18 protein-coding genes are annotated in these 26,111 nt (G+C 43.0%); 8 read left to right on the top strand and 10 right to left on the bottom strand.

The window, feature by feature from the left end; translation table 11 throughout:
* Positions 1 to 84 precede the first annotated feature (84 nt).
* From ctpB to ACEYW6_RS05030, 4 genes are all read left to right on the top strand, one after another.
* Complete coding sequence (gene ctpB, locus ACEYW6_RS05045; protein WP_190897897.1) at positions 85 to 1,425, top strand: carboxyl-terminal processing protease CtpB; 1,341 nt, start codon at positions 85 to 87, stop codon at positions 1,423 to 1,425.
* 130 nt (positions 1,426 to 1,555) lie between these two features.
* A complete protein-coding gene (locus ACEYW6_RS05040) occupies positions 1,556 to 2,521 on the top strand; it encodes a glycosyltransferase (protein ID WP_412978866.1) in 966 nt (321 codons plus the stop codon).
* Between the two features lie 529 nt (positions 2,522 to 3,050).
* Positions 3,051 to 5,036, top strand: a complete 1,986-nt coding sequence (locus ACEYW6_RS05035) for an EAL domain-containing protein (RefSeq protein WP_412978865.1) — start codon at positions 3,051 to 3,053, stop codon at positions 5,034 to 5,036.
* A gap of 212 nt (positions 5,037 to 5,248) precedes the next feature.
* Positions 5,249 to 5,944: a response regulator transcription factor gene (locus ACEYW6_RS05030; protein ID WP_190897914.1), complete on the top strand. Its 696-nt coding sequence runs from the start codon at positions 5,249 to 5,251 to the stop codon at positions 5,942 to 5,944.
* 584 nt (positions 5,945 to 6,528) lie between these two features.
* Here the strand turns inward: ACEYW6_RS05030 and ACEYW6_RS05025 are convergent.
* Positions 6,529 to 6,813, bottom strand: coding sequence for an Npun_R1517 family heterocyst differentiation transcriptional regulator (locus tag ACEYW6_RS05025; protein WP_196509779.1), 285 nt, complete (start codon positions 6,811 to 6,813; stop codon positions 6,529 to 6,531).
* Between the two features lie 889 nt (positions 6,814 to 7,702).
* Between ACEYW6_RS05025 and ACEYW6_RS05020 the strand changes: the two genes are divergently transcribed.
* The 4 genes from ACEYW6_RS05020 (at position 7,703) to ACEYW6_RS05005 (ending at position 13,582) form a co-directional block, all read left to right on the top strand.
* Positions 7,703 to 8,062 carry an NAD(P)H-quinone oxidoreductase subunit M gene (locus tag ACEYW6_RS05020; RefSeq protein WP_190897922.1) on the top strand — a complete coding sequence of 120 codons (360 nt, stop codon included), beginning with the start codon at positions 7,703 to 7,705 and terminating at the stop codon, positions 8,060 to 8,062.
* Between the two features lie 728 nt (positions 8,063 to 8,790).
* Positions 8,791 to 11,061, top strand: coding sequence for a protein phosphatase 2C domain-containing protein (locus ACEYW6_RS05015; RefSeq protein ID WP_412978864.1), 2,271 nt, complete (start codon positions 8,791 to 8,793; stop codon positions 11,059 to 11,061).
* Between the two features lie 146 nt (positions 11,062 to 11,207).
* Positions 11,208 to 12,788, top strand: a complete 1,581-nt coding sequence (locus ACEYW6_RS05010) for a CHAT domain-containing protein (RefSeq protein WP_412978863.1) — start codon at positions 11,208 to 11,210, stop codon at positions 12,786 to 12,788.
* Positions 12,789 to 12,934: 146 nt separating this feature from the next.
* Entirely contained in the window at positions 12,935 to 13,582 is a 648-nt protein-coding gene (locus ACEYW6_RS05005; RefSeq protein WP_412978862.1) for a hypothetical protein, read from the top strand.
* Positions 13,583 to 13,924: 342 nt separating this feature from the next.
* Here the strand turns inward: ACEYW6_RS05005 and ACEYW6_RS05000 are convergent, their stop codons facing one another.
* The 9 genes from ACEYW6_RS05000 to ntrB all read right to left on the bottom strand — a co-directional run bounded on the left by ACEYW6_RS05000 (position 13,925) and on the right by ntrB (position 25,992).
* Positions 13,925 to 15,307, bottom strand: a complete 1,383-nt coding sequence (locus tag ACEYW6_RS05000) for a PrsW family glutamic-type intramembrane protease (protein WP_190897933.1) — start codon at positions 15,305 to 15,307, stop codon at positions 13,925 to 13,927.
* Between the two features lie 504 nt (positions 15,308 to 15,811).
* Entirely contained in the window at positions 15,812 to 16,414 is a 603-nt protein-coding gene (locus ACEYW6_RS04995) for a DJ-1/PfpI family protein (protein ID WP_412978861.1), read from the bottom strand.
* A 185-nt stretch (positions 16,415 to 16,599) separates the two neighbouring features.
* Positions 16,600 to 17,052 carry a nitrate reductase associated protein gene (locus tag ACEYW6_RS04990; protein ID WP_190897937.1) on the bottom strand — a complete coding sequence of 151 codons (453 nt, stop codon included), beginning with the start codon at positions 17,050 to 17,052 and terminating at the stop codon, positions 16,600 to 16,602.
* Between the two features lie 256 nt (positions 17,053 to 17,308).
* Positions 17,309 to 17,761 (bottom strand): phosphate-starvation-inducible PsiE family protein, encoded by a 453-nt coding sequence (locus ACEYW6_RS04985; RefSeq protein WP_412978860.1) that lies wholly within the window; start codon positions 17,759 to 17,761, stop codon positions 17,309 to 17,311.
* Between the two features lie 261 nt (positions 17,762 to 18,022).
* On the bottom strand, positions 18,023 to 20,263 hold the full coding sequence (locus tag ACEYW6_RS04980; protein WP_412978859.1) for a molybdopterin oxidoreductase family protein: 2,241 nt from the start codon (positions 20,261 to 20,263) through the stop codon (positions 18,023 to 18,025).
* Between the two features lie 203 nt (positions 20,264 to 20,466).
* Positions 20,467 to 21,969 (bottom strand): NarK family nitrate/nitrite MFS transporter, encoded by a 1,503-nt coding sequence (locus ACEYW6_RS04975; RefSeq protein WP_412978858.1) that lies wholly within the window; start codon positions 21,967 to 21,969, stop codon positions 20,467 to 20,469.
* Positions 21,970 to 22,105: 136 nt separating this feature from the next.
* Complete coding sequence (locus ACEYW6_RS04970; protein ID WP_412978857.1) at positions 22,106 to 22,954, bottom strand: nitrate ABC transporter ATP-binding protein; 849 nt, start codon at positions 22,952 to 22,954, stop codon at positions 22,106 to 22,108.
* A 146-nt stretch (positions 22,955 to 23,100) separates the two neighbouring features.
* On the bottom strand, positions 23,101 to 25,089 hold the full coding sequence (locus tag ACEYW6_RS04965; protein ID WP_412978856.1) for a nitrate ABC transporter ATP-binding protein: 1,989 nt from the start codon (positions 25,087 to 25,089) through the stop codon (positions 23,101 to 23,103).
* 69 nt (positions 25,090 to 25,158) lie between these two features.
* Positions 25,159 to 25,992 (bottom strand): nitrate ABC transporter permease, encoded by an 834-nt coding sequence (ntrB, locus tag ACEYW6_RS04960; RefSeq protein ID WP_412978855.1) that lies wholly within the window; start codon positions 25,990 to 25,992, stop codon positions 25,159 to 25,161.
* Between the last annotated feature and the right edge of the window lie 119 nt (positions 25,993 to 26,111).

Genomic DNA, 26,111 nt, shown 5'->3' with positions numbered 1-26,111 from the left:
CGAGTTTGGGGTATAAAAACTTAAAATTTTTTGGAAAGCCTGATTGCTAAACTGTCAACAACACAATTATTTCAGCTAATATACATGAACCAATCTGCAAAAAGTTACTCACCGCTCCAAGTAGCCTTGATTGGTGGAGCGATCGCCACTACTGCTACTATGTCTGTGTTCGGCCCCGCTTGGACTCGTGGTGTCCGTGCCGCTCTAGCCCTACAAGACAGCCCAAAAGCGATAGTTGACCAAGTTTGGCAACTGGTGAATCATGAATATGTTGATGGCAAATTTAATCAACAAAATTGGCAAGCAACCAGACAAAGCCTGTTGAGCAAAGACTACTCTTCTCGTGAAGAAGCTTATGCTGCAATCCGCGTAGCTTTGCAAACCTTGGGAGATCCTTACACTCGGTTCATGGACCCCCAACAGTTTGAAGCCCTGACTAGCCAAACATCCGGGGAAGTCTCAGGCATTGGCATTCGGATGGAAGTAAACGAAAAAACTCAGCGGCTGACTGTTGTCGAAGCCATAGAAAATTCTCCGGCGCTGAAATCTGGGATCAAAGCAGGCGATGAAATTTTAGCCATTGATGGCAAACCCACTCTTAAAATGAAAGTGGATGATGCTTCCAAGCTGATTCGCGGCAAAGCAGGTACTCCCATCAAGCTACGGCTGGGACGGAAAGGGCAAAATGCCTTTGATTTGAAACTGACGAGAGCAAATATTGAAGTGCCAACGGTACTTTATACCCTCAAGCAAGAAGGGAATCGCCGCGTTGGCTATATCCGTTTGCGGGAATTTAGCGCCCACGCCGCAGAGCAAATGCAACGAGCCATCCGCGATTTGAACAGTAAGAAAGTTGATTCTTATGTCTTGGATTTGCGGGGAAATCCTGGCGGTTTGTTGCAGGCCAGCATTGAAATTGCCCGCATGTGGTACGATAACGGCGGAATTGTCAAGACAGTAGACCGTGTAGGCGGCACTGAGGAAACTAAAGCCAATCGCACTGCTTTAACAAGTCGTCCTTTGGCGGTCTTAGTGGATGGTAATTCAGCGAGTGCTAGCGAAATCCTCACAGGGGCACTCAAAGATAATAAGCGGGCGGTAGTCGTAGGTGGTCAAACCTTTGGCAAAGCCTTAGTGCAGTCAGTTCATCAACTCGCAGATGGTTCCGGCTTGGCAGTTACCATTGCCCATTACTACACCCCGGCAGGAACCGATATTAACCATAAAGGGATTACGCCAGATATCAAGCTAGACTTGACAGAGGCACAAGAGCGCCAGTTGGCTTCTAATCCAGATTTAATCGGAACTAAGAGCGATCCGCAATATGCCCGTGCGATCGCAATTCTATCAAATAACAACTTTGCCCAACCGCCGGCAAATCAGCCTACTCGACCGATGAGCCGCGCCGATAACCTGAAATTTTAGATTGACGCGAGTGATATAGTAGTATTCCCAAATCCAGATTTTTGGAGTTATAAAAACTGCCTGATATTACCGTTATAGGGTTTTGGTTTGGGAATACTAGTTACTAATCCCAAACCAAAATCTCAGATTTATGAATCATCAGCCAGTTGATACAACCACCGCCACCAGCTTTTTACCAATGGTGTCGGTGGTTGTTCCTATTTATAACGGTGAGGCGGATTTACCAGAGTTAATCAATTGTCTGTTGTCTCAAACCTACCCAAAAGACCAGGTAGAGTACTTGTTGGTGGACAATAATAGTAGCGATCGCACTCTCACCATCCTCAAAACATCTGCTGAAAATTATCCCATCAGAATCCGCCCATTGAGCGAAAACCAAATTCAAAGCTCCTATGCTGCTCGTAATACTGGGATTCGCGTCGCTACGGGTGAAATCATAGTTTTTACTGATGCAGATTGTCGTCCACAACCGCAATGGTTAAATTCATTAATTCAGCCTTTTGTCAACCAAGAAGTGCTGATTGTCGCTGGTGAAATTTTAGCACTACCAGGCACAACTCTGCTAGAACAACACGCAGACCGTCAAGAAACTTTGTCGCAAAAGCATACCCTTGCTTATTCCCGTCCATATGGTCAAACTGCTAATTTAGCGATTCGACGCATTGCCTTAGAAAAAGCAGGTTTATTTCGTCCCTATCTTACTACTGGTGGCGATGCCGACATTTGCTGGCGAATTTTGGGGGAAAATATCGGGTGTTTGGAATTTGCCCCAAATGCGATCGTTCAACACCGCCACCGCGCTACACTTCAAGAACTGCAAAGTCAATGGCGGCGCTATGGACGCTCCAATCGATATTTGCACGAACTGCATGGTGTCAATTTAATGCGAGAGATGACAGCCAAAGAATACGGCTATCGATTGGCACGTTGGTTATTGAAGGAAGTACCAAGAGATATTAAAAAGGCGATAGCGGGTAAAGCCACCCTTGTAGATTTATTAAATACTCCCATTGGTTTGTTCACTGCTAGGGCGCGTGCTGCTGGGCAAAGAGACGCCAAGCTGCCAGAAAATGCCAAGATAATTGATCGACTGTAACAATACTAGGGGGCTGCAATATAAGCAGTCAGTTCTGTAGAGTGTCTAAAATGCCCCTCAGAGTTGAATTTGCCGGATCACAAACGCTCTTGTCAGCCCAAAAGCATCGCCTGAAACCCTTATTTTTCGTTAAAATCACAAAAGTGAATATATCTTAATAAGTATTTAAAAAACTAAGCACTGCAAATATACTGTTATGATAAAGTTTTAAAGTTGATAACTTGTATTTAATAAAGTAAAAATTTCAGCAGGTAGGGCTTGCTCTAAGTTTGTGCTTTGGTCATTAATGGACAAGTTTGTAGTAATGAATAGGGCGAAGAGTTGATTTGAGCGTGCACAAATTTGATTGTTCCCTCATCATTGATAGATAAGTTAGTAAATCAAGAAAACAAGTTCTGCCATATTTATTGACAACGCGTCCGCTCTTGCAATTAACCCGCTCCTTGCCTGCTCCGAGGAAGGCATGGGGTTTGCCTCCCATAATCTCTTCATTCACAGCTACGCTTCATAGTTTTGTGAGTAGAGCAATATGAACGTGGATGGATTTAGCCAACAGATAGAAAAATTATGCTCACAGATACAGGGACTATTGCAATCTAATGTTACTAATCTAAACTCACAGCAGGAGATCATTAAAGAGGCTTTCGAGGAACTTCACACTGCAATGGAAGAACTATTGACAGCCTCCGAAGAGTTACAAATAACACGAGCGGCAGTAGAGAAAGAACGCCAGCGTTACCAAGATTTGTTTGAGTTCGCTCCAGATGGTTACTTAGTAACTAATACCACTGGGACAATCGAAGAGGCTAACCATGTAGCAGCAACCTTGCTTGGTGTACACCAAAAGTATCTAGTAGGTAAACCATTAATTCTTTTTATTGCTCAACAAGACCGCCAGTCCTTTAGCTTTCAGATAAAGAATTTCCAGGAGCTACGGAATTGGGAAATTAACCTACAACCACGAGGAGGAAAGTCTTTCCCTGCTAGTGTTAAAGCGTCTGCGGTGTACGATTTACAGGGCAAGCCGGTTGGCTGGCGTTGGCTTCTGTTCAACATCAGTGAATGCAAACAAACTGAAGAAATGTTGCACCAAGCTTACAGTGAGTTAGAAATACGAGTAGCAGAACGGACAGCGGAACTGGTAAAAACAAATCAGAAATTGCTAACTGAAATTACAGAGCGTAAACGAGTCGAATCACAACTGCTGCACCTTGCCTTTCACGATGCACTGACAGGTTTACCGAACCGCGCTGCATTTATGAACCGCCTAAGACGTGCAATCGATTATTCAAAACGGCATTCAGATTATCTATTTGCTGTACTATTTATCGACCTCGATCGATTTAAGCTGATCAATGACAGTCTGGGACACATCAAAGGAGACCAATTTCTGCTTGCTATTGCAAATAAGCTAGAAGTATGTGTACGCTCCATAGATACAGCCGCACGGCTTGGGGGAGATGAATTTACAATCCTGCTTGAAGGAATCCAAGATGTGTCAGATGCAATCAAAGCGGTTGAGCGGATTCAACAGGAACTGGCATTACCCTTTGAGCTTGACGGACAAGAAGTGTTCACAACGGCAAGTATTGGTATTGCGTTGAGTTCAACAGTAGACTATGAACAGCCAGAAGACCTGTTGAGGGATGCTGATACGGCAATGTACCAAGCCAAGATGTTGGGCAGAGCGCGTTATGAGCTATTCAACTCAGATATGTATGCTAATGTTCTGGCAAAATTGCAGCTAGAGTCAGAGTTGCGCCGAGCAATTGAACGCCTTGAGTTTCAAGTTTATTACCAACCAATTGTTTCGCTCACCAAAGGCTCTATTTTTGGTTTTGAGGCTCTGTTACGCTGGCAGCATCCAGAGCGTGGTTTGCTTAATCCAGCAGATTTTATTTCCCTGGCAGAAGAAACTGGACTAATTTTCCCCATTGGCAACTGGGTGTTGCATGAAGCCTGTTGCCAGATGCAAGCTTGGCGAATGTGCCATCATTCCAACTTCTTAGAAAAAATCAGTGTTAATCTCTCCCTCAAGCAATTTTCCCAGCCGGATTTGATTGAGCAGATTGGGCAAATTTTGCATTCAACTGGTCTTGATGCTGGCACTCTAGTGCTAGAGATTACTGAAAGTGTAATTAAGGAAAATGGCGATAAGGCAACTGCCGCACTCTTAAAACTTCGAGAGATGGGCATTGAGTTATCAATTGATGACTTTGGTACGGGCTACTCCTCATTAAGTCGTCTTTATAACTTTCCGATTAGTGTGTTGAAGATTGACCGTTCTTTCATCAGCCCGATGGGCGCTAATAGTCAAAATTTAGAAATCATTGAGATAATTGTCACATTGGCACATAAGCTGGGTGTGGATGTGCTCGCCGAAGGAGTAGAAACAAAAGAGCAACTAAGACTTCTAAGAAAGTTGAACTGTGAATATGCTCAGGGAAATTTTTTCTCTGTCCCATTAAATAGTTCAGCAGCAGAAGCATTAATTATGGCAAATCCTCGGTGGTAAGGGTTATTTAAAAAAAATTGCGTCCTACCCTGCGGGAAGTCACTTCTCTAAGAGACGCTCCGCGAACGTGTCTATGTGTCTTTCTCTAACGAGACGCTGCGCTAATAGCAGCCCATCATAAAAGCTTTCGGGACGGTAGAGGCGAATTCAGGTTGTTCAATGCCTACCAACTTTCGCTAAATTGGAAAAAGGAAAACTCAAGGGAATTTTAAATGTCAGCACAATTGTTACTGGTGGATGATGAACCAGGAATACGGGAAGCCGTGAAAGACTATTTGCAAGAGAGCGGTTTCAGCGTTCAAGTCGCCAGTAACGCCGTTGAAGGTTGGGAATGGATGCAGATGAATACACCTGACTTAGTGATTTCCGATGTCATGATGCCCCAGGTGGATGGCTATCAGTTCCTCAAGCAACTGCGAGAAGACCCCCGCTTTCAAGCACTCCCGGTAGTATTTTTAACTGCTAAAGGTATGACAGGCGATCGCATCCAAGGCTATCATGCTGGTGTTGATGCCTATCTTCCCAAACCCTTTGATCCAGATGAGTTAGTGGCTATAGTCGAAAATTTGCTAGCCCGCCGCGCCGCTAAAACTCCAACTACGGGAGATGAGGTTGAAACCCCTGATCTTGCTGAACTGGCCAATCAGATTGCCCAAATTAAGGCATTGCTAACTCAAAGAAATGCTATTTCCCAATCGCCAGCCCCTTTCAAAATTGATTTGACTCCCAGAGAACAAAGTGTTCTAAACTTGGTCGCTGAAGGATTGATGAACAAAGAAATCGCCCGTCGCTTAGAAACCAGTGTCCGCAATGTAGAAAAGTACGTTAGCCGTTTGTTTAGTAAAACTGGCACCAATAGCCGTACAGAGTTAGTTCGTTTTGCTTTAGAACACGGTCTAGCTAAATAGACAGTCTTTGAATAGGCTGTGGGGCATTGGGCATGGTTATTCATCTTGTCCCCTTGTCCCCTTGTCTTTGCTGCTTCCCCTCTTTGCGTCCTCTTCGTCAAATCTTCTTTTGATTGTGAGTAAGTGGTAATAGGTAAGTGGCTGCTAAACCATAACCTATTACCAGTAATAGATAAAACATAAGTATTTCAGCAAATCAGGCACTTAGCTAAAGCAAAAAGCTAAAAGTAAGGTTATTTATTTTTACTTTGGTCTTTTAGGTTTTCATTGAATTCGCGCCTGTTGTCCAATTCCCCATCTGTAAAGACACAGGGTTTTGTTCTTCCTGTAATGTTTTGATAAAAACTCGGTAAAATGCACCCGGCTGAATTTGCTCTTAGATTCTACCAGTACCCTTTGCTACAAAGTTTTTAATAGAGGAAACTATTCCTGGGACTTTGTGCTGCTAAATAAGACTTTCACAAAGTAGAAATCACAATATTTTATGAATTCTACTTGCTGCTTAGTTTTTATTGCAACGGTGCATGGGATCAACATTTGATTTGATGCCCAATTCATGTTTTTTCACTACTTAAATCATACCTTTAAGCTTGGGGATTTTCAGCAGCATTACGCAAGCGCATTAGCTGGCGTCGCATTTGAGGTGAGGCTTTAAACTCAGATATTTCCTGCGCTTTCACGGACGCTTGCAGCGTCTCCAGAAAGTCATCAGAACCCTCAGTTAAAGCATCAAGTAGCACCTGTAATAGTTGCTCGCGATCGCCCAGTAGACTCTTTTCCTCAATCAACCGAAATTTGAGATGGATTTCGCACTCATAAACACCTACTTCGAGATTATTTATCTGGCGTGGTAATGCTTTGGAGTTCATAGCTATTGAGATTCCTTTACTTGGTGGTCATGAGGGTAAGGAGGTAGATGTCCAGCAAAATTCTTTATATCTTTTTTGAATCCAAAGTGCTTGAATTAAGAATTTTTCTTCATCAATCACCTTTGTATTCCATTTCACTCTCCTGTGTTTTATTTTCAAGCTAGATTTTCACTGTCTAGACTTTGGTGTTCCTGTGCCAGATGTAGCTTATGGTAAGCCATAACTATTATTCAGTTTTTAAGATTCTACACAATAAAGTTTCTGTAAGAAGTTGTTCGACCTTTTTAAAGGTTTTTACATCAACTTTATGTTAACGTCAAGAACAGTTTGACTTGTTACTTTAAATTTGGTGTTTATACGTAAGTAAAACCGCTTAATTTTTTTCAGTTTATTAAAGCCAGAGGTAGATGTAGCGGTATTCAGTAAAATTACTTGGTGTACGTTTTTTTCAATAGAAAATTCTGGAGAAATTGATCGGCATAATTATTAAGGTAAAAATTTATGTTCCTCATAACAAAATGTACACAGATCAAATTATTCCTACCAAGTGCTTCACCCTACTGCCTTTTGCGCTTGATTGAGTACAAAAATTTTAGCCGTAGGTAAGATTAGTACACCGCTTTGACTTGTTTATATACCCCAAATGAAAACACCTAGTCAGCAATTTTTACAGAAAAATATTTGGACTACTGTCAGTACTAGTAGATCGTTTTGTCTTCAACTCCTAACAGAAGTAGTAAGTTAAACAGTACAGATGATATTTTTACTTATGCCCATTCAATATACCCTTTTGAAATTGCGTTCAAAGCTTGTAAATTGAGAGCATTCAAGCTCAGATATAGCGTTTACAATAATTTCAGTGTAATCCACCCAAATCTTACACCCTTTTATGGATAACCCGATGCTGCTCAAGTCCACAACCCGGCATGTCCGCATTTTTGCAGGTGAAATTAACCGGGATGGCGAACTGGTTCCTAGTGAACAGGTCTTAACGTTAGATATTGACCCAGATAACGAATTTAACTGGAATGAAGATGCGCTGCAAAAAGTTTATCGAAAATTTGATGAACTAGTAGAAGCATCTAGTGGCGCAGACCTCACAGACTATAACTTACGCCGTGTTGGGTCAGACTTAGAGCATTATCTGCGATCGCTCCTGCAAGTCGGCGAAATCAGCTACAATCTCTCTGCCCGCGTTACCAACTACAGCATGGGAGTTCCCCAAGTTGCAATTGACGACAAACAATAAGCAAATGAGTTAGTAGCGATCTGGCTGAACCTTTCTGACAATTCAGGTCATCTGGAAAAGTCCACGAAAAATCTAACCCCCTTCCCGCATCGGGAAGGGAGAAAATTTCAAGTCTTGCTCTTTGTCGGAGAAAGGTTTCCAGATATCGTGAAAAGTCAGCTGAACCTTTCTGTGCCAACTTACAGCTATTTTGATTAGTATCTCGTTCCCAGCAAGAGGCTGTAAATGCCCTCTGTGAGGCTTTGCGACCTCCTCAAAGAGCATTTCCTTCTTAGAACCTGGAAACGAGATTACGAGATTTTTAAAGCCACTTCATGCGTCAGGTACTTTTGCTAAAAGTGTATTTAGTTATCTTAATTCTTAATTAAAGTTAATTGTTGCTATCCTACTTATAAACTAAATAAATACCAAGATTATCTGTCTCTTGATGATGGGGTAATTCAGTAAAAGCAAATAGCGCACTACGCTTGGGTTATGCTTTGGTAACAGGGTTGGAGTTCGTTGCTTTGGCGATGAAGAGTCACAGAGCAATAGAGGCTATGATGAGGCTGTAGGGTTGACTTAGGAGCGTATTCTTTGGATAAGTAAGTATTAGCACCTGCTGATATCCGCCAGCTAAAATCATCATCTAAAGTCTGGGTATGTCAAGTTTAAGAAAGATGAGCGGTCTAGATTGTCCCTAATAATGCTGTTAAAGAAATTGCCAATCGCTGATCGGTGCGAAAACTATGGAAAATGACGCGGCAACGCTCTACTGTCCAAATGAAAATTGTCAGGCTGCCAACCCCCTGACTCACAAGTTTTGCCAGCGATGTTCCACGCCCCTACCCAAAAATTACCTCTGGGCTGTGGTAGATGGCCCGAGTGTGGGTAGTCCTGGAGAAATATTAGCCGATCGCTATTTAGTCCTTGATAAATTTGTTCTCTTAGATACGAAGCCTGGTTTATTAGCGCTAACACCTGAGTTAGATAATTTACAACCTCTAAAAGCTTACCTGCGACTGATTCCCTACCGTTTACACGTACCGCAGGTATATGGAATACTTTTTCTCGCTGATGGTCCCTCCCAGCGAGAAATATTACTCTTAGAAAAACCGCCACTATTAGTAGATGACAGCATCCAACAAGTGCATTTGGGCAGCGAGTTAACGGTCGCTTGGCGTGATGCGACATCGATGCGCCAACTAAATTGGTTATGGCAAATAGCTCATCTATGGCAACCTCTTGTGAGTGAAGGTGTTGCCTCTAGCTTGCTTGACTCATCTGTATTACGGGTAGAAGGATCATTAGTACGTTTATTGGAATTGCGTTTCGACGCAGCAAAATCACCAGAATTGACCCAATTAGGTGAATTCTGGCAGCAGTTAGTTAGTTATTCTAAACCAGCCATAGTTGAATTTGTTGATCAGGTTAGCCTTTCCTTAATTCAGGGGAAGATTAATTCAACCGATCAATTAATCGGAATTTTAGATAGCGGACTGGCACAATTAGGGCGATCGCAAACACCTACGATCAAAATTATCACCAAAACCGACACTGGGCCAAGTCGCCAACGTAACGAAGACGCTTGTAGCCCTCCCAGTGGAACTCTGGTCAGCAAACCACCCCAGCCCACAGCCTTAGCAATTGTCTGTGATGGCATCGGTGGACACGAAGGTGGCAATGTCGCATCAAATTTAGCCATTGAAACGATCCAGCAACAGGTACAGCAACTAACAAAAGTTCCCTACGACCACATAGACCCTTCATTGCTGCTTAATGACCTAGAAAAGGCAGTGGCAATTGCCAATGACAAAATTAGTCAGCGCAATGACAGTGAAAATCGCCAAGGGCGGCAGCGGATGGGCACAACTTTAGTAATGGCATTGCCTGTTGCTCACGAAATGTACATTACCCACGTTGGCGATAGTCGTGCTTACTGGATTACCCGCCACGGCTGTTATCAAGTTACCCTCGATGATGATGTTGCTTCCCGTGAGGTGCGGCTAGGCTATGCCATTTACCGCGAGGCTGTACAACAAAGTGCTGCTGGCTCTCTCGTCCAGGCTTTGGGCATGGGGCCCAGCACTTCATTGCATCCCACATCAGCACGGTTTATGCTCGACGAAGATGCTGTTTTTCTGCTGACATCCGATGGTTTGAGTGATTTTGATCGGGTGGAGGAATACTGGGAAACAGAAATTTTGCCGATTTTAGTTGGGGAAGCAAATATAGCGAATGTTGCGGATAGATTAATCGAAATCGCTAACACTAAGAATGGACACGATAATGTCACCATCGCTTTAGTCCACTATCAAGTCCAATACTGGGAACCAGAAATCACCATCAAAGCCATCATTCCAGAAAGTTATTCTGCCAAAACTGTTGATTTTGCATCCAGAACGACAGATGCGACACTTTTAGGCAGCCCAAACCACAAAACTCAGGTGATTCCAGACACTGAGCCTGCTAAAACGCGCAGTTTACCGCTACATTGGATTGTTCCGTTAATATTTGTGGTAGCAGCAGGTTCTTTAGGATTGTTCGTCAAGCAACTGCGATCGCCATCAGGAGCCTTGCCAGTTTTTTCCAATCCATTACAAACTCAAAACCCTGCCATAGAAGCGACACCCGCACCGCGATCGCTTGCTAATCTTTCTCCTGGCTGGGTAATTAAAACCAACAATCCAATCTCCTTGGGAAACAACCAATCACTTCCCCCTGGAGCTTTTTTAGAAGTTATCAACACAAAACCAAATCCCAACCCTGCTTCTGTTAATTTTTCGGTGTCTATGCGAGTCTGTGCCAATAAAAGCACGCAAACTCCAGCTAATACTAATAATCCAGCAGTAATTTCCTCAGTTCCACCTAATTCAAAACCTTTGCCAGAAACAGTATTGCTGGAATTATCCCAACTGAAACGCTTTGGTGTAACGGTTTTACAACCAGATGCACCAAGTCCATGTAGAACCGTCACGCAACCGCCAGTTAATCAATCACCTGACACTAGTCCAACTTAATCAAATACTCGATAAACTGGTAAAAACCTGGAATAATAACAGTAACAATCAGAGTAAAAAACTTACAAGGTAAAAAAGTAGAAAATTTTTACTTTGGAGAATTGTTATTTGAAATTATTTGTTTTAGTTTTTATTTTGATGAATCCATGCCATCCCTGAATTTGGCGATCGCCCGTCTCTTAAACACTGGCACTGACAATTTCGCCATTTGGGTGGTCAAGGCTCCCTATCCCAGTGGCTACGTTTTGCGTGACTGTGTATGGCCTGTGGAACTCAATCAAGTCTGGCAAGAATGGCAACAGATGTTTGCTGGTCATAGTCGCTTAGATATTTCTCCAAGCTCAACATCTCAAAAGTCCAACCCATTCCCCATAGATTGGATTTCACCCCCTTCAAGTCAGACGACTGGCCCTTACAGTAGTCGTCTGATGCAATATTTGGGAATGAATTTATGGCGCTGGGTATTCGATGGGCAAATTCTTGGTAGCCTAGAACGCAGTCGCGGGATTGCGATGGGTCAGCATACACGTTTGCGCTTCCGCCTGGAAATTCGTGACCCGGATCTAATCGCTCTCCCTTGGGAAATTATGCAGCGTGAGCCTGGTCAATCAGCTATGTCTCTCTCCCAAGATTTGCTATTTAGTCGCACCAGCAGCGAAGTTGACCCCTTACCGTATTTGCGAACTGACCAAGCTTTAAGTATCCTGCTGGTTTTAGGTCATGATGATAAGCTGCAACTAGAACAAGAAGCTGCTATCTTACAGCAAGCTCTTGCTGATACGGCTGTGGGTGGTAATTCCCAAAGATATGCACCTTGTATAGTAAATCAACTCCTACAACCAACGCCACAAGAGTTAATTCAAGAATTAGAAACCAAAGCATACAACGTTTTCTTTTACGCTGGACATGGTTTGCCAGACCCAGACGGAGGATTACTGTTTTTGCGGCCAAACATGCCCCTGAATGGGATAGAATTGGCGCAAGTATTGACCCGTACAGGTGTGAAACTAGCAGTTTTTAATGCCTGTTGGGGCGCACAACCAGCCGCTATCAATCATCAAGCTATACCTGCCAGCAGTTTAGCAGAAGTGCTGATTCGTCATGGTGTGCCTGCGGTTTTGGGAATGCGCGATGAAATCGCAGACCACGAAAGCCACAGCTTTATTCAAGCCTTTACCCAAGCTTTGCGATCGCACAAGCCAATTGATGAAGCCGTAGCCCAGGCTAGGCAAGAATTATTAACACTGTATAAATTTAATCAACCTGCTTGGACTTTGCCTGTTCTCTACCTGCATCCAGATTTTAATGGCGAACTCATTAAAAATCTGGATGAAGGGATTACGGAACTACCAGATACAGCCATTCCTGATATAGGTTCCCCGCTTCCTACTGCAACTTTACGATCGCTCACTCCAAAAGGTAAAACTTGGTTGTTGCGTTATGGAGTCACCCGCATCGGTCGCACGAAAGATAATGATATTGTCATTCCCGAACCATCTGTATCCAAACGCCACGCCGAAATCTTTTGTCGCAATACTCTTACTGATGCTACATTGGTGCGAACTTATTATTTGCAAGATTTTTCCACCTACGGGACAACCTGGTTTTTAGGCCCTAATGGTTGGCAACAAATCCTCCGAGAGGAAGTCCCATTGAAATCGGGAATGCAGTTAAAGTTTGGAAGTGCTAGAGGTGAAACCTGGGAGTTTCTGATTGAAGACTCCTAGCAGAGCTATTGCATAAATCGATTTAAATCTTTAGATCAGCTTTTCAAATCTGTTTTTCCCGAAGAAAAAATCAAATGTTTTTGCGGAAATCTCTTCTTGGAAATTGTAGCTGTCAATACCACTAAATAATCGTAAGGTAAGAAAAAATGGCGAATAAAATTAACGGCTCAGACACTTTCTCTTCTTTGCCATCTCAAGTAGATTTAGAATTATTGGAAGCGTTACTGGAACCAGACGATGCTACCTATCCCTGGAATCCAGCTGATGAAGAATCAGAAGCTTATTTTCAGGAATTAGAACAACAGTTCGGCATGCAAGATTTGCTTGAGGAAGAACTGACAACGCGATCGCAAGATTTTTACAGCCATCTAGACACACTTTGGTCTGGTATCTCCCTTGGGGAGAGCTATAATCACAATCCCCAACAAGCACTAGCGCTTAACCTTCAAGAAAAATTATGTAGTACTTTTGCCGCGTGTGTGCCTCAAGCATTGCTCAACACTATCGCTACCAAAGCTACTGAAATTTTTGCTGCCCAGCAATCAATCGGTGAACAACTGGTTGAGTGTGTTCAGACAGTACTACCAACCTGGGGAACAGAGGATCTTTTAGTTTTGGCTCGTCCTTTTACTTACGCTATGCGAAGTAGCGAATCGCAAAACGGGGCATCTGCCATCAGTAATCTTAAAAATAGCGAGTGGACAGCTTTATCAGAAGTAGAGAAAGCGAAGGTTACTTTAGCGATCGCTTCCTATGCTTTTACTCAACTCAACAAGTCTCAGTCGGAATCATAAATAGGGAACAGGTGACAGGTGACAGGAAATAGAAAAAGTAGAGAAAGCTAAAATTTTTATCTGCTGTGTTCGCGTAGCCCGCGTTTTGTGTTCACTCTGTTCAGAGGCGTCTCTTGCAAAGATGTTGGTTTGCCTTCCACAGAGGGGCAAAGAAAGAGTCGAAAATCAAGACTTTTGCAAGAAGTTTTATGATCTTTATTTTTTAGGTATAGTTACCCAAAGTAGATTTACGGTACGCTGATTTTCTCATTAGGACATCTATCCCAAGACATAAATATTTAAGAGCCTTTGGGCATTGGTTGTTCTCCTTCATCTTCCCCTGCTTCCTCTGCTCCCCATCTCTTATTTTGGGCCAAGAAATCGGGTAGCAAAATTTTGCGATCGCGTTGGTGACAGCGCCCGTGCCTTGAGAATTGCCGCCATCAAAAAGGCGTAAGATAATACCCCAACAACTACCAAAAGTAAGGCATTGATTGATCCTGTAGCATTCCACAAAGCGTGGAGAGCAGAGGCACTAAGATAACCAATAGAGAGAATTTGCCAACTTCTACTGGGTTTAAGGACAGCCAACCCGATAAAATAACCCAAGTAGCCACTATAAGCCATGTGTCCGGCTACAGAGCCTAAAATTCGCGGAATCAGCAGTTGTAAACCCGCCAGTTGACCAGCAGCGCCTATGCCCACCTGTTGCGTGACATTTTGAGTGATATCTGGCACGTATTGTCCAAGTGTTTCCAATAGAGTGAAGCCCACAGCAGAAGCCGTTCCCAGGAGAATACCATCTAGAGGTTCCAAGACTCCAATACGTTCTCGCCAAGGTGAAGGTAATCCACTGCCGATAAAATATGCGCCGATTACAGGCAATGCCTTGAGTAATTCCTCCATCAACCCAGCACCGAAAAACATCCGCACCAGCAACTCTGTGAACGTAATAGATTCTTGGGGTGAGGGCAAGTTTCCAGGTAGGACGGTGCGAAACACGAAGATAAATAGATCCAACAGCGGACTGAGCAAAATCAGCGTTGTACTCAATGCCGCAGCCATTAGCACCCACCAAGGCTTCTGTTTACCGCAAAGTTGGTAAACGAAATAGTAAGCAGCGAAGGCAATGTAAGTTGCTACGATAACTTGATTAGCTTGGGGTTGACCGACTGTAGCAAACATTAACACTACAAAAATTACGGTCAGTATTCCCGGTATGAGGTAAGCTTTACGAGTTAAATCTTTACCAGTGGAAATAATGGGAAAAAGCTGGGTGAAGCTAACAGAATCTGGCTGCTTTAATTGCGTGTGGCTGTGGTAATTTGTCGCCGAAGGTAATGGTGTAACTTGGTTAAGTGTCGTTGCCGGCGTGAGTGAGGTAAACTCGTACTCAAAAACGTATTGCGGCCCATCAGCACCTAGAGAAATGCGATCGCCTGGGTGCAATTCCTGACATTCATACAAGCGTTGTCCATTCAAATAAGTGCCATTAGCACTATTCAAATCACAAAGCACCCAGCTGAATTTGCTATCTGGGGATAGAGAAAGGGGACGAACCACTGCATGACGACGAGATACCATTCGGTACATCATGGCATCCAAGACAACTTGGCAGCTGGGGTCGCGTCCAATTACCATCTCTTTACTGGGGGGCAGCGAGTAGCGAGATTCTGATCCGAAAGCTGCCCCATTACCAGACACTAGCCGCAGAAATGCATTATGTCTTGCGTGTTTGCCTGTCATCGATAAGAAGTGCGTTTCTAAACTAATTCTTCACATAATTTGGCAGCAGGACTAACCTTAGCCACATTAACAGCAGCATTGCTAAATCCACTATAGCTTCACTTACTGCTAAGAAATTTAAAATTCTAAATGCAAAATTTTAAATTCTTTCACCTAATGTAAATAAGTATTCCATTTACTGAGAGTTTGTCCCAAACTTGGTTTATTAGACGGATAAATCAGATTGTATCTGTGGTGTACTCTTGACATCCTAGCTACAACTTAAACCTATGGCAATTTATCAAAAATAGTAGTTTTTACTGCATTTAGTTCTATTCCAAAAATATATAATTTTTGGTGGTCTGTTGTTAGCCAGTAACTCTTCTCCCTACAGCCCTTTTCCTAAAGGAGACGCTACGCGTAGCAAGATCCCCCTAGAGGCTAATTGACTAAGCCGCTTCGGAACAAGGAGTAGGGAAAGAAACTGCCCTGAAGATCGAACCAAAACATTTCCGGTATCTTGCCTCAAACAACTGTAGCCAGTTCTGGGTGTTCAATCCTAGTTCCAAGTACTGTGAGGAATTCTGCCAACCAATGAGGGTGAGCAGGCCAAGCTGGTGCTGTCACCAAGTTACCATCAACTATTGCCTCATCAACAGGGATATCGACATAAATCCCTCCAGCACTCTTGACATCTGGACTACAAGCAGGGTAGCCAGTACATCTCTTGCCTTGCAGTACATCGGCAGCTGCCAATAACTGCAAGCCGTGACAGATGGCAGCAATCGGTTTATTCGTTTGGGCAAAGTGACGGGTAATTTCTAGCACCTGCTGATTCAGGCGGATATATTCTGGTGCCCGTCCTCCAGGAATGACTAAGCCATCGTAAGTTTCGGCTTTTATTTCTGCAAAGGTAGCATTTAAAGTGAAGTTGTGACCGGGTTTTTCACTATAAGTTTGATCTCCTTCAAAGTCGTGAACTGCTGTCCGCACCTTGTCGCCAGCTTTTTTGTCTGGGCAAACTGCATGGACAGTGTGTCCCACCATTTGCAACGCCTGGAAAGGAACCATCACTTCATAGTCTTCTACATAGTCTCCAACTAGCATCAAAAGTTTCTTTGCAGCCATATTTTTGTTACCCTCACCTATTAGTCAATAGTTGTATAAAGTAAATATTAATTTAGAGTCAGCGATGTTAGGCGTTAGCCTATATGCAAATTTTTGATACATTACATCACTAATTGGGCTGTAATGTATCATTTGACGGGTGTAATGCTCCCTACAGATTTTTTCTGTTAATGACTATTGACTAATTAAAGCAGATTAAATTCTGCGATCGCTCTCTTAAAGTTTTTGTTTTCGTGTCCTGGGCGGCTGAGTTTAATCAAGGCAAAACGCTGTAAGGGCGTTAAAGCTTCCCAATGTTGCTGTGTCAGGGTTACACCTATTTCTTGAGCTTTTTCCTGGAGGCTAGGTGGTACAGTGCCAGAGTCAAGCCATGCGGGATGTGGCTCGATGGGCAATTTTGTAGCTGGTATACCTGTGCGTTGTAAAATTAATTGCTGGATATGTTCGCGGTAAGACTGAATTTCTGTTTCTGTAGTGCAAGGTAATTCGACTAAAGCTTGACGCTCGGCTGTAGTCATTTGATTCCAATCAGACAATTTTAGCTTGATGCCACAAGTATCTAAATTGCAACGCACCTGCATGGGGATACAGCGCAGGGAATCAACAAAGTCTGCTTCAAATTCAAAGAATTCTGTCATAAGAAAGTATTTAAAATTCGATCATTCTAAATTAAGGATTTTTAATCATCCATAATTTTTTATATTTAAGTTACATAAATTAGGAATTAAAAACAAGACTTAACTAGCGATCGCACATTAATCGTTTGTCTAAAATACAGTTTAGGCTGCTGTTAAGTATTAAGTATACTATATTATCTCCAAAGTGATCAAAATAACCTATGTCTAACTAAATTGTATGCCAGACAAGAGCTTATTAAATATTTATTTTTAATAGTTAATTTTTGGAATTACTAAGACGAATTATCAAATAACTAATTGACAGGGCGAGAATAGCAATTCCTAAACCAATTATATCAATACCTCCAACTTTTTCTAAGTCAAGAATAATAATTTTTCTGGCCACAGCAATTAAAGATGTGACAATAACTAATTCAACTTGGAAAACGTGTTTTCGTAAATAAGCTGTGATATTTTCTAAAATTTCTAAAGCAATTAAAATATTCAGAAATAGCCCAAAAATTTTATACAAGGTTGTGTTAAACTTTGCATAAGGCGCTGTAAATAACTCTTTAAGAATAAATACTCCTAAATCCCCGATCGCTACCAAAATTACAATTACCATGAAAATAGATAGAACTTTAGAAACTAGCACTTCTATGTTTTCAATGATGTGCATGAAGTTCTCATCTTTGGTAGATCCTAGAATTTGCCTCAGTAACTTTTTCATTTGCTGCACCCGGCTTTAAAATAAAATAAAATCCTATAGATAAATCTAGAGGATTAAAAAAAGATGATTTGTAATACTATCTGATTTTTATTTTTTCCCATAGCTCAACTCGGCGCTAGTCAAACCTCTGGTTATTATAAATTTAACCTCTTTAAATATGCTAATTGCTATGGGTCAATAGTAGAGAGCCATAAAAAATGATAATCACTATTGGATATTGATTATTGACTAAATTACCTTTTGAGCGGTACAGTTAGGAACTTATCCTTTTGAGGACTGGAGTTGATAATCTTTGGCTGTAACTTCTACAGAGATTGGTATCAGCTGCACAGCACAGGCTTTTAATTCTGGTTGCAGTGAATCGGGGCAAGATTCTGGATGGGTGAGGGCGTTGGCTTCGGCATTATCTGCCCACAGCGAACCCCAATGCATGGGGACAAAAACTGTACCAGGCGCGATCGCTTTTGTGACTTTAGCAGGAAACTTAGCTTTACCCCGACGCGATCGCACTTCTACATACATACTATCTACAATACCTAACCGAGCAGCATCACGGGGATGAATTTCTATAAACGGTTCGGGATGCATTTTGCAAATTTTTTCAATCCGGCCGGTGCGCGTCTGCGTATGCCAATGTCCGTAAAGTCTTCCAGTAGTTAACACCAAAGGGTAATCTGGGTCGGGTGGTTCTGCCAATCCCTTTGAGTAATATGCCCCAAATCGAGCGCGTCCGTCAGAGGTGTGAAAGCGCAAATCAGTATAAAGTCTTTTGGAGTTTGAAGTTTGGAGTGAGGAGTTTAGAGTTGAAGATTCTAATTCATAACTCCTAACTCTTAACTCATCACTTTTTTCTGGATGGGGCCATTGAGTTGGGCCTTCTGATTGTAATTGCGCGTGACTGATACCCGTCATCTCGCAGGGGCGATTTTTAGTTAGTTTGACAAACTCAGCATAAACTTCAGCAGAGTTAGCAAAGGCAAATTCTTTTTCAAAACCTAATTTCCGTCCAACTTCGGCAAAAATTTCCCAATCTGCTTTAGCTTCTCTTGGCGGTTGGCGAAATGCTTGACACAAAGTTACCACTCGTTCAGAATTTGTCATCACACCAGTTTTTTCACCCCATTGGGCTGCTGGTAGCAGAACATGAGCGTAGGCAGAGGTTTCTGTAGGATAATAAGCGTCTTGGTAGATGGTAAAAGGCGATCGCAATAACGCCTTTTTCGTCCGCTCTAAATCTGGCATACTTACAGCTGGATTAGTAGCCGCAATCCACAGTAACCCCACAGCATCATTTTCCAACCCAGTAATCATGTCCCAAGCAGTTAAACCGGGATTGGGCGAAATCTGTCCTGGCTTGAGTCCCCAAAACTCCTCAACTTCTGTGCGGTGCTGGGGATTTTTCACCACCCGATAACCCGGTAATAAATGCGCTAAACCTCCGGCTTCCCTTCCTCCCATTGCGTTTGGCTGACCAGTGAGGGAAAAAGGGCCAGCCCCAGGTTTACCAATCTGTGCAGTCATCAGGTGCAGGTTAATGATCGTTCTTACCTTGGCTGTTCCTTCCGAGGATTGATTCACACCCATTGACCATAAAGACAGTACCCGCTTCGATTCCCCCCAATAGCGAGCTGCTGTTTCTAAATCTTCAATGCTGATTCCACATCGATGAGCTACTATTTCTGGGGGATAGTGGCGAATCACTTCCGCATAAGCCGGAAAGTTGCTAGTGCAGTCCTCCATGAACATGGTGTCGATGTAGTCCCAGCGCATCAACAAGTGGGCGATGCCGTTCAACAGGTCGATATCTGTACCGGGACGAATGGCTAAATGCAAGTCAGCGGCTTCTGCGGTTGGCGTGCGACGGGGATCAACCACAATCATTTTGACTTTGCGGTTCTTTTTGTGATACTTCTCCAGTCGGTTAAAAACGATGGGGTGACACTCAGCTGTATTAGTACCAATTAAAAATGCACAGTCAGTTAACTCCAGGTCTTCGTAACAGCAGGGCGGGCCATCTGAGCCAAAGCTTTGAATATAGCCAGACACAGCACTAGACATACACAAACGGGAGTTGGCATCAAAATTATTAGTGCCCAGACAGCCTTTCATCAGCTTCTGGGCTATGTAATAATCCTCAGTTTGAAACTGACCAGAACCATACATACATAAGGCTTCTGACCCTTGAGTGAAGCGTACTGTTTGAATGCGCTGCGTGATGAGATCAAAAGCTTCATCCCAACTAACGCGGCGAAACTCTTGATCTAACGAGTCTCGCACCATTGGATAATGTAATCTATTTTTATCTAAAGATTCTGCGATCGTTGCACCTTTGACGCAAACCATACCCTGACTAGATGGATGAGCTTTATCACCCCGCACCCGCCAAATTGGATTACCTTGACTATCTCGATTAGTTGCTTTGTTATGTTGGGCTGGAGGTGAAACTTCTAAACCACAGCCAACACCACAGTAAGGACAAAGGGTTTTGGTAAATTCACTCATGGCAGTTGTACCATTTTGTTATTTTGATTGTGCAACCTCAGATGTAGCGACTGTTTGAAAAGCGCAAGTTAATACAGCTTTGCGTAAAATCGTGGTGAATTGAGGGGTGAAATTTAAACGAAGAGGGGCGCAAAGTAGAGCGCAGAGGAGCGCAAAGTTTGTTTGAGTCTATTCGCTACGAACTATAAGAATTTATGACAGGTCTATTCTTCTGCTAAAAAGTTAGGGTTTTTAGTTGCGGTTTCTGGTGCTTCACCTTCATAAGCAGCAGCAAAGGAACCTTTGGGTTCTTTGAGGAAGAAGGCACACATAAAAGCACAGACTAAAGCAGCTATACCCATCGTGGTAAATAGCGTTGGAGCGTCGGTTAAGCTAAAAATTGTTAGGTAAACTACGCCACCAAAATTCCCGTAAGCTCCCACATTTCCAGCAATTTGTCCAGTGGCTTCCTTCTTAATCATGGGTACAATGCTGTAGGTTGCACCGCAGCCAGCTTGGGCAAAGTAGGCGGCAAACATTGTAACTGCGATCGCTAGCGGAATTGGCCAGCTACTATTAATAAAATGTGCCGTCAAATAACTAAAACCAATGCCGATACTGATAATTGTCATTGTCCATTTACGGGAGCTAAATTTATCAGAAATTAAGCCACCACTGGGACGAGAAACCAAATTTAAGAAGGGATAGGTAGCGGCAATCATCCCAGCAACAACATGCTCTAAAGCAAAGGTTTTTTCAAAAAATGCCGGGAGCATAGAAACAACTGCCAATTCGCTGCCAAAGTTAGTTATGTAAGTGAATTCCAGTAAAGCTACTTGACCAAATTGAAAGCGTTCCGATGGAGCGTAAGTTTTTTTACCAGTTAGAAGTTCTCGGTTTACCTGCCAAGCTTGGTAACTTTGGTAAGCAAACAATCCTGCTAATAGCAACCAAGCCAGATACATTTGGCTCAAAGTTAGGAAGTGAATATTCTTTTGTTCTAAGCGCCAAGCTAATAAACCTAGAGCGAAAATCAAACCAAAATTCGAGGCAATCAGCGCCCAGAAGCTTTTGATACTAGTCACTTCTAGGGAACCATTTTTCTTAGGCTTCTTGTAGACTTTGCCTGCGGGCGTATCTTGAACGCTGTTGTAATAAATTACGCCGTAAATAGCAGTAATTATCCCTGTAAGTGCGATCGCAAACCGCCAATTAGAAGCGCCACCAGCGAAAAAGCTAGTAGAAACTGCAAGTATCGGCAAAGCAAACTCTGCGCCAAAAGCCCCAAAGTTGCCCCAACCGCCATAAATGCCTTGAGCAATTCCCATCTCCTTCGGCTGGAACCATTCCGCCACCATGCGGATACCCACGACAAACCCAGATCCGACTATTCCCATCAGCAAACGACTGATGACTAGTTGATTAAAATCTTGCGCTAACGCCGTCGCCAAACAAGGAACGACCGCAAACATTAGCAGCATTGAATAGGTGATTCTGGGGCCAAAACGATCCAGAAGCATCCCAATAATGAGCCGTGCAGGGATTGTGAGGGCGAGGTTACAGATGCCCAAAGTTTTGATTTGTTCAGGCGCTAAACTTAGTTCTTTGCCAATGGTTGTAGCGAAGGGAGCAAAGTTAAACCAACAGACAAAGGTGAGAAAGAAGGCAAACCAAGTTTGATGTAAGATGCGGTAGCGATCGCTGAATGAAAATAATCCTTTAAGCATTGCAATCTTCCTAATTGAAGAGGACGGTAGGGAAGCAGGGGGAGCAGGGGAGGTAAGGGAAGAGAATAATTAATGACTCTTGGTTCTTGTAGAGACGCGATTAATCGCGTCTACTCTTGACTCCGCAAAGCGGTAACTACTCATCAGCGTGAGCAAATCGGCGGAATAGGAAGTCTAGAGCGTAGTTTCGCAGGTTATAGTATTCTGGGTCTTCCATGATGCGGCGACGATTGCGGGGACGGGAGAAGGGAATATTCAGGATTTCGCCAATGTGAGCAGATGGGCCGTTAGTCATCATCACAACTCTGTCTGCGAGGAAAAGCGCCTCATCGATGTCATGAGTAATCATCAGTACGGTGACTTGATGATCACGCCAGATTTGTAGGAGTTCTTCTTGTAATTCCTCTTTTGTGATGGCATCTAATGCCCCAAAGGGTTCATCGAGAATCAAGACTTGTGGACGGATGGAAAGGGCGCGAGCGATCGCAACTCGCTGTTTCATCCCACCAGAAAGCTGATTGGGTTTTTTGTCAGATGCTTCTGTGAGTCCCACCATTGCCAAATGCTCTCTAACGATCGCCCGTTTTTCTGCCTGGGGTTTTTTAGGAAACACCGAATCAACAGCCAGATAAACGTTATCAAAGACACTCAGCCAAGGCAGTAGACAATAATTTTGGAATACCATCATCCGGTCTGGGCCTGGTTCGGTGATGGGTTTGTCTTGCAGCAGGACAATACCATCGGTGGGAGTATTAAACCCAGAAACCATGTTAAGCAGAGTTGATTTGCCGCAGCCAGAGTGACCGATTATGCAAACAAATTCGCCTTCCCGCACTTTCAGGTCAACTCCATCCAGTACGGTGTAAGGGCCTTCAGAAGTTGGATAAATTTTGCTTACACCTTCAATTACCAAAAAATCTTCTGCTTTTTTCGTTTGCAGTTTATTGATTTGAGTTTTACTGTTAATTCCGTTTACTGTTTGCATGATGAATTGAGTAATTTGTTAAATTTTTGTTTTTTCTCTCTGCGCTCTCTGCGTCTCTGTGGTTAGATAAATTATTTTTTAACCGCAGAGGCACAGAGAACACAGAGTCAAGAAGAATTCTTTTCCCAAAACTTTACTTACATTGACTAAATAAATACTTCTTCAATACGTATTTGCCGTTTAATTTCCAGACTTTTGAGATACTCTATCGGCTCTGATGGGTTAAAAACTTTACCATCAAATAAGTGAACAGGGTCATCTTCTCCGATATCGAGTAAGCCGAGTTCGCGGGCAGCAGCACCAAATATATCTGTGCGGCAGACTCTTTCAATTACCTCCACCCAGTTTTTCGGGAAGGGTGTTAAACCCCAACGTGCTAGCTGAGTAGCCATCCACAAAATTTCTGTGCGGTTGGGATAGTTGGTTTGATTGAGATAAAACTGGTTGTATGCTTTAAATTCTTGTGGTTCTGTACCGTCGCCGCGATCGTAGCGATCGAGGAAACCAGGACGAACATATACAGGATCTATGTCTAAGTACTCAGGACGGCAGAGGATTTCTAAAATTTCTTCGCGGTTGCGGAAATCGTCACAGTATTTACAAGCTTCTAACAGTGCTTTAAGCAGAGCAAGATAAGTTTCTGGATATTTCTGCGCCCAATCTTCCCGCACTCCCAAGACTTTTTTCGGCTGTCCTGACCAAATTTCTAAAGCTGTGGCGGCAACAAAGCCTAAGTCTTGATGAACAGCAATATAATTCCAGGGTTCTCCAGCACAGTAACCGTCAATATTTCCGGCTTTGAGTTGAGAAACCATTTCCATTGGTGGAATCACCGTTAGGCTGACATCTTGATCGGGATCGATGCCACCAGCCGCCAGCCAATAACGCAGAATTAGGTTCACCATTGAAGTAGAGTGAGATACACCCAAAGTCAGAATTTGGTCGGGAGCGGCGTTAATGGCTACTTTTAAGTCAGCCAGATTTCTGACACCTTGGCTATATAATCTTTTGCTTAATGTGATGGCGTTCGCATTGCGAGAGATATTTAGGGCATTGATTATAGGAATTGGTTTTTTACCACCAGCACCCAAAGTTAGGGCTAAGGGCATTCCTGCCAGCATTTGGGCTGCATCTAATTTGCCAGTAACAACCCCTTGAGCTATTTCCTTCCAGCTATTAGCACGAGTGAGGGTGATATTTTCTAAACCGTACTGGGCAAAGAAGCCTTTTTCTTGAGCAACGATTAAAGGTGCAGCATCAGTCAGAGGCATAAAGCCAATTTCTAAATTGACTTTTTCTAAGCCGTTGCGGGATATGGCTACTGGTGCTGAAGTTTGCTGTGCTTTGCGTTTCTTAACCAGCTTTTGTTGGTTGAGGAAGTAAATCATTTCATTCCGCAGACTGTAGTAGCTGGGATGTTTGACGACTTCCAAGCGTTGACGCGGGCGAGGGATTGGCACTTCGAGAATTTGCCCGATATGAGCTTCTGGGCCATTAGTGAGCATGACAACGCGATCGCTCAACAAAAGCGCCTCATCTACGTCATGTGTCACCATCACACAAGTAACGTTGTGTTCGTTGCAGATTTTCATCAGTTGTTCTTGCAAACTACCCCGTGTTAGGGCATCCAACGCTCCAAAGGGTTCGTCTAGCAGTAATAACTTGGGGCGGGTTGCTAAGGCGCGAGCGATCGCTACCCGTTGTTTCATTCCCCCAGATAACTCGCTAGGACGTTTATTCGCCGCCAGATGCAGCCCCACCATATCGATATGTTCTTCGATAATACTTCTGCGATCGCCTTTGGGCTTACCCTTGTACACTTCGTCCACAGCTAGGGCGATATTTTCCCGTACTGTTAACCAAGGCAGCAAAGAGTAGTTTTGAAATACAACCATCCGATCTGGACTGGGTTCTCTAACTTCCCGCCCTTCTAAAGTCACACCTCCAACACTTGCTCTATCTAAACCTGCAATGATGTTGAGCAAAGTAGATTTACCACAACCAGAATGTCCAATTAGAGAAACAAATTCCCCTTCTTGGATTTTCAATTCAATGTTTTTTAGAGCAATATATTTGCCGCCATTCGGAAGTTCAAATACACGGTCAATGTGGTCAACTTCAACAAAAGTAGTCATTTGTTAATTCGTAATTCGTAATTCGTAATTCGTAATTGGGGAAGTAAATTATTCCCTATTCCCTATTCCCTAGTCTGGTACAACTTTGCTGGCTATAAAGCCAACCATTCTATCTAGAATTAATCCGACTAAACCAACATAAATTAGTGCGAGGATAATTTCACTTAAGTTAGTTTCTGTGGTTGTGTTGTAAGCATCCCAAATAAATGAACCAATTCCCACGCCGCCGACTAACATTTCTGCTGCAACGATTGCTAGCCAAGATAAACCAATGCCAATGCGTAACCCTGTGAATATATAAGGAACAGTTGCAGGAAACACAACTTTTAGGAAATACTTTAGTCCTTTCAAACGTAAAACTCTAGCTACGTTTACATAGTCTTGAGGAATTTGTTGTACGCCCACCGTGGTGTTGATCACAATCGGCCAAATCGATGTAATGAAAATCACGAAAATAGCTGAAGGATTCGCTTGTTGAAATGCTGCCAAGGAAATTGGTAGCCATGCTAGAGGCGGTACAGTTCGCAACACTTGGAAAATAGGATCTACAGCATTATAGAGTAACTTGTTAGCACCAACAAAAATTCCTAATGCAATGCCAACAATTGCTGCTAGCGAAAAGCCCAAAGCGACTCTTCCCAAACTACTAAGTATTTGCCATCCCAAACCTTTATCACTTTCACCATTATCGAAAAATGGATCAATGATAAAAGGGTTCCAAGTTTCTGAAAAAGTTTCTATTGGCCCAGGTAAGCCAAAGTTAGGAGTTAAACAAACTAGTTGCCAAATTACTAGAAATATAGCTAATGCTACCAGTGGCGGCACAATTTTTTGCGAAACTAATTTATTGAGATTTTTACGGTTATTTTTTTTGAGAGTGCGACTTCCAAGGATAGCTGCCATTACCTTTTTTCTCCAATTGCCTTTATGTAGTCAAGCGTAAAAATTAAAGTTTGTAGTAAGGACTTCAGTCCTAACAAACCTTGCTATTAGCGAGAATCATCTCACTAATAACTAGAATT

This window comes from Nostoc sp. UIC 10607, from assembly GCF_047228265.1.
Taxonomy (GTDB): Bacteria; Cyanobacteriota; Cyanobacteriia; order Cyanobacteriales; family Nostocaceae; genus Nostoc; species Nostoc foliaceum_A.
Note: the sequence above shows the minus strand (reverse complement) of the source record. Positions and strands in the feature narration are given on the sequence as shown.